Below are 14,003 nucleotides of genomic sequence, written 5' to 3'. Positions count from 1 at the left end.
TATTTAACCAATTTATTACTATATTTGAAAACAGGATTCAAGTATAAAACCCGAATCCTGAAGTTTTCTATTTACACAAAATTGTGGACAGTGCCCAATAATCAGAGCTTGATTTCTAAGAAAGGGGGAGTATACTCCTTCTTTTGTAGTTTGTTCACCGGAAAAAAAGAAAAACACCTCACCTAACCAATATATAAACTGTTTCTTTTTCAATCCTTTTTTCATCTCGCGAATGCGAAGTTCTTTTAGAACTTCGCATTCTTTTTTTAGAAGAGTCTTTTCTTCTTCTATCAATGGCAACCATACTTCTACTATTCCATTCGCAGCCACTTTGACGCTACACTGCTTGCCAGTAAGAGTAAAACAGATAACAACCAGCGTTTCATAAGTCGTCTCATTGATTATTACTGCAGTGGTAGGATAAATTCCAATTTGGAATCCTTCCCTGTATGACAATTTTCCACTATAACCCTGCCTGTTTCCGGCAGTTTCAAACGTAAAGTCTTGTTAGGGGACAAGCAATACCGATAATTGCCAATCAGAAGAATGAAATTCAAGTCTGAAGTATTACTCAATTCTGTATATCCACTGTTATTCTCTATTTTTTTGACGTGCACCGCAGCGTTAAAAAGTTTTCTGAGTATATCGTCTTTTCCTGCCAAAGAACCGTTGAATAACACTGCTGTACGTCTGGCAAATAAAGCTTCCTTTATCCCTTTTTCCGACCTTTCAGAAGAGAACACTAATGTCAGGGGACGTGCCAACTTCTCCCCACCATAAGTTTCCGTGATTAGGTGATGAATATCAGAATTGCCCATATAAGCCAAATTATACTCATTGGCATAATCAAAAGTAAGAGGATAATACTCCAAGAAATTGAAGGTCTCAATTCCATCTATCAAGTTATCCTTGAGCAATTGTTCATGAACCGGATATAAAGTACTTTTATCATCAGGCCAGCCCGGATGGTTCCACATGACAAATGCTCCTTGTCGTTTGGCTTCATGCAAGGCATCAATGGGGTCTTCCAAAGCAAGCTTATTAGCATCATTGATAAACAAGGCATTGAGATGTCCTATCGGCTTATTACGTGTAATCTCAGCTCCCTTTATAAGTATAAATCCCAAATGGTCGGCATGCCCCTTGGCTATATTATAACTTTCGTTCAGGTCACCTAACACTTTATCTTTAAAAGGCCGGTACTCAATATGGTCTGTAATGGCTATGGCATCCAGTCCCTGCTGCCAAGCCTCATTTACTCTGATATCCGGCCACACTTTACCATCAGAAAAAACAGTATGAATATGGAAATCACATTTCAATGTTTCATAACCGTCAAAACCAGGGATATTAATATTCTCACGGATGTTTTCTTTGCCCATTTCGGGTAACTTGTAAACATCACTGTTCCTTAATTGCCCAAATAACAATACAGGAAAAAACAACAATAAAGTCAAATAATACTTTTTCATAATATAAACACCATCTAAAATTTAAACATTTCTTTTAAAAAACCACATAATCCCATGAATAGATTGTGTAATCCGGATGGGAATTATTAATGACCATTTTTACTTTATGTTTCCCGTTAGGCAGATTATACTTCCAAATTAAATCGTGTTTGCGAAGTTTATAGGAAGTAGGGAGAATACAGCGTTCAATTTTCTTATCATCCAAATAGAAGGTCACCTCAAATACATATTCATCCATTTCTTTGGAGTTCTTTACAGCTTCCCCCCGCCAAGCAAAGCCTGTACCTTCAAATTCAAAGGAAATCTCCCTATCTATAGGATGCCAGAATATTTCTTTCTTTCGAGGTTTCAAATCAGAAAAGCTTTGTTCAAACCGTACTGCTTCCGGATTTTGAACAAGGATACCAATGCTGTCTTCCTCTATAATCCCACCATTCCGTTCAACCATTAATAAAGCATGCCTAAAACTGGTTTCATAAGCTTTTTCCAAAGACATATTCGTGTATTTAAACTCCATCTGTTCAGCTTCAGAAAGACTGTTTTTCCAATACGCAGGAATTTTGTCATATCCTATCATGGTAGCCAAAACACCTCCGGCTGTTGACGGATTACAATCTGAGTCCTGCCCTGCGCGAGTACTTATTTCAAGAGTTTCTGTAAAGTCTCCATTTCCATAGAGCAGCCCCATTACTACATAGGCAGCGTTAACCTTTGCATCTATATTGAAAGGCACAAATACTCCTTCGGGGCAAGCAATGTCTTCTGACCATTTTTTCTGTATTTCAAACCATGTCTGATGCCAGTCATCCGGGTATTCCTTATGCCATCTTATAACATCGGATATGCACTGATGAAATGTCGTCTGTTCAGGTATTGTTTTCAAGGCTTCTGTCACAATGGTATAAATATCATTATACACAAAAGCAAGGCTGTACATTGCCCCTACATATACTCCACCGTACCAACCATCGCCATAGCACATAACATGTCCTATCTTATCGCTAATATCAGAAGCGGCATTAGGCATTCCGGGTGACATTAAACCGGCAAAATCGGCTTCAATCTGATAATCTATATCATCTGCATGTGGATTGTTCACCCAATTACCGGATTGGGGAGGAAGAATACCATTTAAAATGTTGTAACGGGCTGCTTGATTGGCATGCCATAACATATAATCGGCATTGGCAAATGCATAGGCAAATGAATCAATTGGAGCCTCAAGGCCCAAACGGTCAAATACTTCCACAAAAGTAAGATCCATATAAAGATCATCGTACAGTTCGGGCCATGAGAGCATCGTATTCTTTATCCGGTCATTGCTCCAAGACAACTGCTGGTAATCTTGAATATAGGTGCCATTGTATTTAAATTCTGTAGGTCCGCCAAAAGTAACCCCAATGGTCTGACCTGCCCATCCCCCCTTGATTTTATCCTTCAACTCATCTTTACTCATATATAGGTATTCATTTCCTACAGAAGATGTATGAGTACATGAACATAGAGTTACAATCACTAAAACAAACTTTAAATATAATTCCGTTGTTTTCATTATTCTATTTTTTCAAAGATGAGATAATCTATTTGTAATTCAGTGTTATCCATTTTCTTTTTTCTTAGGGTTAATGTCTTAATTTGGTCTGATATTTCTATTTCACCTGCATAAGAAGTAGTTTGGACATTATTATTGCCCGATATCCATTCGGAAACCTGATTAGTACGCTGCCATACAGAAAATGGTCTGGCCTCATTACTACCGGTGTGAACAACAGTTACCTTGTATTTCCCATTATCCATTCCAGTGAGGTCAAATTGTACCATGGGCACTGCCTCAAAATCTATATTAGTGGTCCAATGGTCTTCACGCTTTGATGAAATAATCATCGAGCTGCCGTTGAATGAAGCCTGAGTGAACCAATAAAGGCGCATTGTCATATCCTGAGGTAACAATATATCCCTACGCGGAACTTCATTGACAACATGGGTTAAATACTGATTCTTAAATTGCGGCTTATCTGCATAGAATAATCCGACCGAGGTATAATCCACATCCAGTTTATTCCCTTCAGGACCATGTTCAATGGTCAGTACATAAGAAGAATTAAAATTGATCTTATCCGATAAGTAAAAACGATACCCGCCAGTACGAGCCGTTTTTATGTCATACAACAAAGAACCATGTATAGGCAAACTAATCCCTCTGTCCCATCGATCGGTCACAGCATACCAGCCCCCATTAAAGTAGTCTTCAGAACCAGTTCCATGCATTCTCATTTCACCATCAATGAATGAACAATCATCACTTTCCCAATATTCAGTCATACCTTCATTCAACCCTTGTGCAATAAGTATCGTTCCTATATAATGCCCTTTTCCTTGAACATCAGCAATAGTATAAGGTACACCCGGCTCAGGCAAATATTCTCTCCGTGATTGTGTATACAGCTTTCCTTCTCTTCGCTTGTCCCTTTGTTTTTCTGTATAATAAATTCGTCCTGAAAGAGTTATTTCCTCTTCTTTATTGCCACTTTTATATTCTACAGACAAATTTGCCTGACCGTCAAATGGCATTGGCAAATAAGAATAACACATAGCCTGAGTAGCTCCAAGCAACATGGATTTCATTGATGGTTTTCCAAAAGCATAACCAAAAAAACTTTGAAAAGGTACATCGATCGCATTCTCTTTTTCATTGTCCCATTTAGCTTTGAATATCAGTTTATCACTTTTACTTTGCAGATTATAATCACTATCCAATTCTATTCCTACGATCCTGCCTCCTTGTTGTAAAGTAAATATTTGTTGTTCTTTTCCCCCTTTTATAGTGAAATTTATTTTCCGCATCTTAATTTCATCATTATATAGAGAGGAAAGAGACATATGCTTCCAAGTTTGGCTGATTTCGGACAATACAGGGTTACTGTTAAAATATTCCCAAGAAAAACTTTGTATTTTTTCCTTATGAGTTAATTCACGATACTGAATCTGTTGAAACTTCATTATTTCTCCTTTGTATATAATTTTAAGGGACTTTTCATAAGGAATGGGTAAATAACAATAATAACCTCCTATTTCATTTCCACATAAAGGAGCTACAAACGGATATGTCTCTCCTGAAAAGAGATCAATAAAAGGCATGTTTATTCTAGGAACTTTCTCTCCATCAAAATAGAACTGAATGGTATCATTACTGGGCGTAGGGGTCCATATCCGATTAATTATCCCCGCTCCCTTAATATCAGCTAATACCAAATCGTTACCTTCTTTACGGATATAAGAATATTTACCGGAAAAGCCATCATCGTTACCTCCACTTCTGTCATAGCTGGATAGTTGTTGCATTTTTCCAACACGATATTCTGCTAATCTGGAAATATCCGAAAGATTCTGTAACTCCCATTTATAATAGTCGCTTTGTGCGAAGCTCTGCATAGTAAATAGCAAAGCTGCAAAAAGAGAAAAAAGTTTATTCATCATATGAGTATATCATTTATTGCATTTAATTAATCTTTCCACCATCATATTCTTACCCTTTTGTACTCTACTACTATCAATCTTATCATAGCAACCTAATTCTTTATTTCACCTCATCTCCCCATAATTTGGAACCATTACCGCGGTTCTTTCTCCATTCATGTCTCCAGCGGTGCATATCCTGATCCCGAATGAATGCTTTAGGAGCTCTGTCAGCCTTGGTCGGAGCAGGAGGCAACACACCGGCTTCAGACTGATACCAGTAAGCGACACTGCTGATGTCCAAAGTGAGGTTGTTATTATGTCCGTGTTCAATAGTACCTTTGAATGATTTATTAAAATAAATAGGATCGGCAATAAAGAAGCGGTATACATGCGTCCTTCCCAACCAACCATTATCATTGTTCACTCGTGCATATCCGTAATAAGGATGAGCAAAGATGGTTTTAGGACACCACGAGGTATTGAAGAAATCCTCCGTACCAGTTCCCAACAATGACGCTTTCTCTTCACCATCTATAAATATCATATCGTCTCCTTCTCCATACCACATTGGTGAAGGAGAGTGCATATAATAGTTAATTCCCACAAAATGCCCTTCACCTTTGATATCTGCAAACAAATAATTACCGGCACCATCTACATTGTTAGTCTGCATTCCTACTAACCCCCATTCAGTTTCGCCCTCGGGTAATGCATCCGTCAGTTCATGATTGTACCATGCATGAAAACGGCCTAAATCACCTGGTAACTTTTTCATTTCCACATAATCTATATAAAAATAAAGACGGGAAATAGTTTCATCACTTTGGTTTTCTATTTCTAACCGGGCCCCATTGGCAAAAGGCATCTGAAAATAAGAGACAAGCCCAGTCCCTCTTTGAGGACCTACAGCCAATGGAAGAGAAGCGAATTCATAATATTCATCCCAACCGTTACCGAAGAAGGCTGCAAGAGGTGCTTCCACAGAAGGTTCGGATTTTCCATCCCAATAAATTCTGAATATAAGGTCGTTTCTCATGATATTCATTGGAGAAATCGTAAACCAAATATGATTTATAATCCCCGCGCCCGAAATATTCACACTCCACTTATCACCAGGCTTTATTGAATCTATCCAATCACCATTGTTACCACTTTTATCAGTACTACTTATTCTACGATTACGAAAACCTTTTTTAATTGCAGCCAAGTTACCGAGTTCTCCTCCCACTTTTTGAGCTTGACAATCAATATTGCCAAATAATAATCCGATAAAAACGGATAGAATCAAAAACAACTTTTTCATACTACTACATTATTTAGAAATTTAAACTGCTCGTTTCATTTTCCAATCCGTCTTTCCAAATAAACGGAGCTATTTTTAACCCATATGTTCCATTGAACCATCCGGCACTACTAATATAGTAGTTTCCTGCTTTATCCCTAATTAGTTCAGAGGCACGGCAATCATTTATTTCCGCTATCAAGTCAGCCTGTTCAAACTGTAACGGATCATTACTAACATATACATCTGTATGCCCTCCATCACACAAAAACATATAATATTTATCACCACGTCTCACTACGAAAGGAGACTCAGTAGGCCCTCCGAAAGTTCCTTTTCGGGAATGGACAAAAACGATTGTCCTATCTGACCAATGAAGTAAATCTTTACTAACATAAGCTGCAATGACATGATTTCCTCCCATTGGTGTAGAGTTTGCAGTATAGTACATTATCCACTGGTTACCATCTCTGATGATCATCGGATCACGTGCATCAAATCCATCCACAAACAATGGATTTTGCTTATATCTTTCCCAGTCCTTCAAATTTTTGGATATATAAAGATTCATTTGGTATGAATCATGAACATGTGCACCGCTTTGAGATCCGGCACACACATACAGGTAATATTTCCCCTTATGGTGTACACAATGAGGAGCCCAAAGAACTGATTCCTTATATTTTTTAAAATCAGCAGTCAGTGCATGAGGATGAACCTCCCACGGAGTCTGAAACAGACTATCTGCCGAAATATGAAGTAGATTGAGCCCAGGATCTTTTATATAATCCATTTTTCGGGCATGTGTTATACCAATCACATGCCATTTTTTCTTTTTTTTATCATAAATAAAAGTATGGTCATTGATACACCATGGATCATCAGTCACTCCCCATGCAGGATTGTGTACTTCTTTGAAATTTCCGACTTCAAAGTACTTGTTAGAAGTCTGTAAGGTCTGTGCACACAACATGGTTGTAGCAGAGAACAAAAACACAGCCAATAGTTTCTTTTTCATAAATTTATTGTTTTACTTATTATCATTCAAAAGAATAAATGGTTGCCTTAGAAAAGATTTAAACTCTTCCTCTCCGGCATCACCTTGTGTGGGTATACAATATACACCTCCACCATTTCCCCAAAATACAGCATAAGAAAGATATTCGTACATATCAGAAATAGTTTCTAATAAATATTCCATTCGTTCAATGTCTACTTTTTGCGGATTATCCTTTTTAATAAAATATCCCACTTCTGTCAATGCGCAAGGCTTCTTCTTCTCATTTGCCAAGGTTCCAACAATACGGATTCTCTTCCGAGCTTCATTCGTCCTTTTTTTATCATATTTGAAGTCTTCATAATCATCAAAACCTAATATATCAACATAGCCATCGCCAGGATAACGCAATAGATAATCCTCACGAGAATCAAATTTTATATCAGGAGAGAAAGCATAAAGCATATTATGAACATTCAGAGTATCTCTCAGATAGTGTACTGTAAATCTCCACAAATCCTTAAATTCTTCCGGTTCATTGTAGGCTGCTCCCCACCAAAACCATTCCCCGTCAAATTCATGAAAAGGTCGAAATATAAAAGGAATTAATTTACCGTCATCATCACGAAGAGATGATGAAAATTCTGCTACTTTCCGCAAATCTTTCTTATAGCGTTCATGATTTTGCCCACCCGGAAGTATTGACTTAAACGATATCATTTTAAGCTCCTCAGTCGGCAACTCTTTTGTATAAAATGTTTTTTGTGTATACGGATCGTTGTAATGCCAGCACATCGTAATCAAAATCCCTTCACGATTGGCAGCAATTATCCGTTCCCGTATCTCATGTTCTCTTATTCTATACCAAGAACCTTCTGTATTATTGACATTTGTTACAAACATGAAATCATAGCTGGCAACAGCAGGTAATCTATTTGATAATTTATGAATATGTCCGGTTATCTTTTTCCCTTCTTCCATCCATACACCATCATGCTGTCCAAGCATTGTACCTTTACCTTGATTTTGAAGTATATTGTAAAACAATACTGCAGTTTCATCAGTCATCAGTGTATCAACTGCTCTACTTCTTATATTCTCAAGTTCTTCCCCAGCAAGCACAAAGCTTGCTATAAAAAACATTATCATAAAAGAAAACAATCTTTTTAGCCTTATATTCATATCTATATTATTTTACAATTAAACGTTATATTTTATAAGTTATAGCATAAGTATCAGAAAACATTCAGTTTAAATACTTCATAGCCTTTTTAATAATCTCAATCAAGATCTACAACACATCGAAATCCAACGGTAGAGCAACGATCAATACCTGGATATAGCAACAGTTGTTTTGCTGCAAAATCTTCAGTTTGAAAACCACCGTCAAAATACCAATCAGAACCTTCAGCCTTATATTCACTTCCTCCTTTGAGTATGCAAAAACGATTACGTCCATCATTGTATTCGCTTTCTGTCATTTCCCATGTATTCGAGTGCATTTCCTGTTTTTTACCTTTAGCCTGTTTTATGGCCAATTGCCATTCTTCTTCCCGTGGCAAACGTTTTCCCACCCATTTAGCATAAGCCCTTGCATCATCCAAGTCAACGTACACTACCGGCTCTTGTTCTGTACCCACTGGTATCTCGCCATTAATCCAATGCTTCAGGAAATTCTCAGAAAAACGAGGCTGATAGTTCGTTGCATGTAGAAATTCTTTGTACTGAGCATTTGTTACTGGAGATGAATCAATTGCAATACGTTTCACTATTACATTGCGTGAAAAAGTAACTTTCTGATGAGGGACAACAGGCCCCCTATTGATAAAATCATATTCCAACGAATGGTAATATCCAATCTCTCTACAATTAAAGGTGACGGGGATTTCTCCTTCATACCCATCTACTACAACCATATCCCGAGGAACATTCTTATATGGTTTCGTTGCAGATACGGGTTTTAATATAGCCTCCAATTGAGGATATTCAATATTATACGTCTTCTCTTTATAAATAGTAGCTTGCGATGAGAGTAACTCATCAAAATTGTCAGGTAGTCGATTTTTCTTAAATGCGAGAATACAGCCTATGCCCCGTGGTATTATCTGTCCCTCTATTATACCAGATTCATTTGGAAACACTTCCTGCCCTTTTATTAAGTCATAATAAACATAATTTCTATCAGGTGTAATCTGTAATAAGGGTCCCTCAGCTTGTACATAGGCCCTATTGACTAATGTCCATAATTGGCAATTGTCATCATACCAAAGATTTGCATAAACATTAGGCAACAGAGTATTATTAACCAAAGGTATCCACTTGTTTGACGTGAATATATGTGAGAAATAGTGTTGAATTCCATACATGGTTTTAAGTATATAACAATCACGCGGACTCCAACCTACCCATTGCCCGAAAACATTTTCCCAAATCATCATCCCGCTTCCATTCATCCAAGCTGTTTGTAACTCCTTGGACTTATCTCCGGTCCAACGGCTAATCCCATGTTGGATATGGCGGGGCTCAATCCATTTACTACGTAGAATTCCCGGCACGGCAGAGTCGGCAAACCATTGTGCCCAAGACATATGATGGGTTGATATTTCTTCTATAGGAAGTGCCAACTCACTTTCAAGAACCACTCCCATTCGAGCCATATCCAGCTTTTGACGAAATTCCTCAGAACTACGGTCCATAGTGTCCAGAAATATGCCATCAGCTCCTATAGACTTTATAACAGTAGCCAACGCATCAATATCATGAGTACCTTCTCTACGTGTACCTGTATCCCATGGATTATAGTTGATATAAACTTTGACACCCTGCTCATGCAACTCCTCTGCAACTTTCTTCAATGCTGTTAATCCACCAGGCATATCCCGATAAAAATCAAACTGGTTCCTATTATCAAGCCCTATGCGTGGATAAGCATGCCACAACACAACAATATCATATCCACCAAAACGCTCACGTCCTTCTGCTAATATTTTTTCAACAGTATAGCAATTCCGTTTCCGATCATAAAAACTCTGATCGTACATCATCAGAAAGCAACAATTAAAAGCAGACTTCACCCATTGAAAATCTTCTCGGTCATAAAGAGAAGCGTCGTAGTTTATATTCTCATGTATTTGTACCCGCCAATCCAAAAGAGCTTTTCTGAAACTTGCCCATTGGGAGGAATCAGATGGAGCTTGTATAATTGGAGGCTGGTTAACCGTCAATTCTGTAACTTGTGCCGAAACTCCCAGCGAGAAAATCATGAATAAAACACAAGAGACAATGATATTTCTTTCATATATATTCATCTGAATTGAATTTGAATCTAAAGAATAACAATACAAAATCTGATATACAATAAGCCACTATCTTCAGTATGAGGGAGGGACAACTCCCCCACACAGAATGCATACAGTTTCTTTATTAACGCAAAACATCTGCACCAAATTTGTCCAAGATACGATTATAAGCCTCGGAAGCCGCACCATTTCCCCAGTCATATATCGTAAACTCTCCCATGCCCTCTCCTTCCGGTGAGGTACTGCCGCCATGTCCATAGTTTTCCATTGTGAAGCCGTAATCTTCTTTATTAAAAAATGGCCAGACTTTTTCCCATTGTTGTTTTGCCTCAGGATTTTGAGGACAATACATCATTTCAAAAGCCGTCTTCAAAGCACAGAGCCCTCTTTCCTTATACTCGGGAATATTCAGCAGTTTGCCATATTGCAAGATAAGTTCTGAAAACAGACTGCCTCTTGAGTCATTCCATTCACCATCAGCATTCATAACTCCAAATCCTCCTACTCCATTTACATAAATATAAGGCGGTTGCCATGACGCTTGTGTCATCAACAATTCATCCAAGACGCGTTGACCCAATTTAAGATACTCATCATCGTTGGTTATGCGATAACACTCAAGTAATGCTTCAGCAGTCCAAAACATGGAGAAATTACATTGCTTATACATATTGTTCCTTGCAACTTTCTTCCCTATATAATCAGGAGTTCCAATACGACAACACGACCAATATGTTTCAAAATCTTCCCAACGTCCTTCTGAAATTACACTTTTAACAGCATTCATTCCCTTAAGAGCTGCCTCTTTATACTCTTCCTTACCTGTTATTTCATAAAGTTTAAGCAGAAAAGTCACAGACATGGATGACTCCGGTGAATCATTCAAAAATTCAGTAGGTTTCAAAGTCTCCACATCCAGCCATCCCGGAAAGTATCCATTCTCATATTGTACACCCAACAATGCACGTGCATAAGTCTCAGCATAAGTCAACAAGCGTTCATCCTTCTCCAATTCTTCATGCCAACGAAGCATCAGCAATGCAGTCCAGCTCATATCCAAAATATGGAAAGGAGATTGTTTGGCATCCCACGTAAACGGATTCCGATTGGAGTTACCCCAAAAATAATGGTCCCAACCCTTGGAACGATTATACTTTTTCCCGTCTATCTCTACCTCACACATATCGGTACCAACAAGACCGTAGAAAAATCCGTCTTTCATCGGGAATGACAATGCCAGTTCTTTAGTCAGATTCGCTTTCTCCAACAGCGTTTTGTCAGCAGTCCGTCTAGCATATCTGAACAATCCACTTGCCGAGCGCAAAGAACTGAACCAAGCCTGATTCCAAATGGACCTAAACTCCCGTTCATTCACTTCACCCGGATAATTGGGGCTTTGGGTCGTATTTACAATAAATACAGGTGCACCCACTTTTCTTCCATTCAGTGTAAATTCCTGCCAAACACTTTCTTTCCAAGTATTGAACGCCCAGTTGTAGGCATATTTTACATAAGGCTCAAAATCTTCAGAAGACAATTTCACCAACCGGTCGTGTCCCCACTTGTTCCACATAAACTGCAGTGGCAGACGAAATGGATTTGCCAACTCTTGCTTTTCGGAATATTTGATTATATAAAATCCATATTCCACAATACCGCCCTCATAAACTGCTCCAGGCTGACGTTCATATAGTACATGGTCAGATATCTTGCTCGCAGACATGCCCAACGAAAGAATATTATTCTCCGCATCCATATCCATATACCACCTGTTTTTGCCAGACTTTGACAGTATATCTAAATCAGGTATGATTACAATACCCTGCTGTTGGTCTGTTGCAATAAGCGCAGGCGAACGAAAAACATGCTGGTCAATAATATTATTAACTGTAGGAGTCAAATGAGGTGCCCAGTTGAATACTGGTTTGAAAGCCGGCTTTATCCGCACCTGCCAATCATTCTGTTTGACAGTATCCCCCTTAAGGTTGAAACGGATATTTACTTTCACCATATTTTCATCCACTTGCATGACTTCCGATGAAAACTCCGCATCTCCCAACCTATCGACCTCTATTGACTTTATCAATGAGCCACAGTCGATAGGAAACTCTTTCAATTTCAAACTATATTGCTCACGGACACTCGATGACGAACATCCGCACAAAAGAAACAACAGTATAAATATAGCAACAGAATATCTCATAACATTTCACTTTTTAATTAACTTCAAGTTCCTCCCAGGAAACCATTTTTGGGAACTTATTATGAGGTTCCGTCTGATACCAAAATGCAACAGATGCGATGTCTGACTTTTGAGGTAAATAACGACCTCCTGCACGCCAGCCCAAATCTTGAATAGTAACTTTCAAATCTTTTTCAAATCGGATAGGGTCTGTAATATGCCAGCGATACAATCCGAAACGCTGCTGGGATTTGTAAGTACCGTCTGGTCTGATCACCTGATGTAAACCGGCATAAGGAGTACAGAATTCTTTGTATTGACCTCCCCGATCAAAATTATACGAACCACAGAAATAGTCCTCTGTACCCGTGCCACATATTGTAGGAAACTTCTTATCACCATCCATAAAGAACTTGATTTCTCCTTCTCCCCACCATCCATTGTTGTTTACCCCCCATGCAAGGTAAGTACCGACAAAGTGACCTTTTCCCTTAATGTTGTCAACAATTGTATAGTCCGATGTATGATTGGGATTCGTTCTTCTCCATTGAGCATGGAAGTAGGCCGCATCTTCAGGTACATCCGTCAATGTATAATCAACCTGATAATATAAATTCATTGATTTCTCTTCATCCATATTCTCAATTGTAATCTTACATTTCTTTCTGAAAGGCATTGTCCAATAACAGTTGAAAGCACTGCCGGGATTGACACAAACTGCCAAAGAAGAAAGTGGAGCATATACCCCCCAACCCATACAGAAGAAGTCACCCACGGGGCACTCTACCGAAGGTTCTTTCTCATCGTCCCAATAAATGCGGATGATGGAGAATCGCCAGTTTCCGGTAGGAGTCATCCAAATGTGCTGAATGGCACCCGGTCCTTCCATTTCAGCAATAGTGATGGTCTCTTTGGAGTTTATGATAATGTACGGATTCACTTTCCAGCCTTCACCAAGGTCTCTTGCCGCATATGCCGCATTAGCAATGTTCCGTTTCCCGCGGTCGCTGACTTGAGCCATACCGCCTTTACCTTTCTCACCAGTAAAATTTTCGGGGCAGATGGAGCGAGTCTTGGCGTCAGACAGCCGGAACAGGTTGCCCATGTGTACGTCCAGTCCGTTGAACGATTCATTTTGTGCCGATACTCCCCATATAGAGAGGCAATAGATAAGAGTTAAAATGATTTTTTTCATATTCTTGAGTCTATCTCTATTATTTTTTTTAATAACAGGACGTTAAAAACAGCAACGGAGATAAAAGAGATTCACCTCCGTTGCCACTTTATAATCATTATTTCATACTCTCCTCTT

At 38.6% G+C, this 14,003-nt stretch carries 10 protein-coding genes; all 10 read right to left on the bottom strand.

All coding sequences use genetic code 11. The annotated features are described in order from the left end of the window. Positions 1-18: 18 nt before the first annotated feature. Complete coding sequence (locus BUC01_RS25095; RefSeq protein ID WP_217653889.1) at positions 19-330, bottom strand: hypothetical protein; 312 nt, start codon at positions 328-330, stop codon at positions 19-21. A gap of 74 nt (positions 331-404) precedes the next feature. Beyond that, entirely contained in the window at positions 405-1,472 is a 1,068-nt protein-coding gene (locus BUC01_RS07500; protein ID WP_025832550.1) for a PHP domain-containing protein, read from the bottom strand. Between the two features lie 34 nt (positions 1,473-1,506). After that, positions 1,507-3,024 carry an ADP-ribosylglycohydrolase family protein gene (locus BUC01_RS07495; RefSeq protein ID WP_073313204.1) on the bottom strand — a complete coding sequence of 506 codons (1,518 nt, stop codon included), beginning with the start codon at positions 3,022-3,024 and terminating at the stop codon, positions 1,507-1,509. Further along, positions 3,024-4,949, bottom strand: a complete 1,926-nt coding sequence (locus BUC01_RS07490) for a glycoside hydrolase family 172 protein (RefSeq protein ID WP_083595449.1) — start codon at positions 4,947-4,949, stop codon at positions 3,024-3,026. Before BUC01_RS07490 ends, BUC01_RS07495 begins: the two co-directional genes overlap by 1 nt. Before the next feature lie 100 nt (positions 4,950-5,049). Beyond that, positions 5,050-6,234 carry a glycoside hydrolase family 172 protein gene (locus BUC01_RS07485; protein WP_025832551.1) on the bottom strand — a complete coding sequence of 395 codons (1,185 nt, stop codon included), beginning with the start codon at positions 6,232-6,234 and terminating at the stop codon, positions 5,050-5,052. Between the two features lie 13 nt (positions 6,235-6,247). After that, positions 6,248-7,231 (bottom strand): family 43 glycosylhydrolase, encoded by a 984-nt coding sequence (locus BUC01_RS07480; RefSeq protein ID WP_073313201.1) that lies wholly within the window; start codon positions 7,229-7,231, stop codon positions 6,248-6,250. A gap of 12 nt (positions 7,232-7,243) precedes the next feature. Then, positions 7,244-8,392: a glycoside hydrolase family 26 protein gene (locus tag BUC01_RS07475; RefSeq protein WP_083595448.1), complete on the bottom strand. Its 1,149-nt coding sequence runs from the start codon at positions 8,390-8,392 to the stop codon at positions 7,244-7,246. A gap of 98 nt (positions 8,393-8,490) precedes the next feature. Continuing rightward, a complete protein-coding gene (locus BUC01_RS07470) occupies positions 8,491-10,518 on the bottom strand; it encodes a formylglycine-generating enzyme family protein (RefSeq protein WP_083595447.1) in 2,028 nt (675 codons plus the stop codon). A 115-nt stretch (positions 10,519-10,633) separates the two neighbouring features. Then, a complete protein-coding gene (locus BUC01_RS07465) occupies positions 10,634-12,712 on the bottom strand; it encodes a hypothetical protein (protein ID WP_073313192.1) in 2,079 nt (692 codons plus the stop codon). 13 nt (positions 12,713-12,725) lie between these two features. Beyond that, positions 12,726-13,886 carry a glycoside hydrolase family 172 protein gene (locus tag BUC01_RS07460; RefSeq protein ID WP_073313188.1) on the bottom strand — a complete coding sequence of 387 codons (1,161 nt, stop codon included), beginning with the start codon at positions 13,884-13,886 and terminating at the stop codon, positions 12,726-12,728. Positions 13,887-14,003: the final 117 nt, after the last annotated feature.

This window comes from Bacteroides stercorirosoris (assembly GCF_900142015.1).
GTDB classification, from domain to species: domain Bacteria; phylum Bacteroidota; class Bacteroidia; order Bacteroidales; family Bacteroidaceae; genus Bacteroides; species Bacteroides stercorirosoris.
This window is presented reverse-complemented; position numbering and strand designations above follow the sequence as displayed.

Bases quoted from the DNA above. Each gene is read 5' to 3' on its own strand.
- BUC01_RS07500 (WP_025832550.1), bottom strand. From the start codon at position 1,472: ATGAAAAAGTATTATTTGACTTTATTGTTGTTTTTTCCTGTATTGTTA.
- BUC01_RS07495 (WP_073313204.1), bottom strand. From the start codon at position 3,024: ATGAAAACAACGGAATTATATTTAAAGTTTGTTTTAGTGATTGTAACT.
- BUC01_RS07490 (WP_083595449.1), bottom strand. From the start codon at position 4,949: ATGATGAATAAACTTTTTTCTCTTTTTGCAGCTTTGCTATTTACTATG.
- BUC01_RS07485 (WP_025832551.1), bottom strand. From the start codon at position 6,234: ATGAAAAAGTTGTTTTTGATTCTATCCGTTTTTATCGGATTATTATTT.
- BUC01_RS07480 (WP_073313201.1), bottom strand. From the start codon at position 7,231: ATGAAAAAGAAACTATTGGCTGTGTTTTTGTTCTCTGCTACAACCATG.
- BUC01_RS07475 (WP_083595448.1), bottom strand. From the start codon at position 8,392: ATGAATATAAGGCTAAAAAGATTGTTTTCTTTTATGATAATGTTTTTT.
- BUC01_RS07470 (WP_083595447.1), bottom strand. From the start codon at position 10,518: ATGAATATATATGAAAGAAATATCATTGTCTCTTGTGTTTTATTCATG.
- BUC01_RS07465 (WP_073313192.1), bottom strand. From the start codon at position 12,712: ATGAGATATTCTGTTGCTATATTTATACTGTTGTTTCTTTTGTGCGGA.
- BUC01_RS07460 (WP_073313188.1), bottom strand. From the start codon at position 13,886: ATGAAAAAAATCATTTTAACTCTTATCTATTGCCTCTCTATATGGGGA.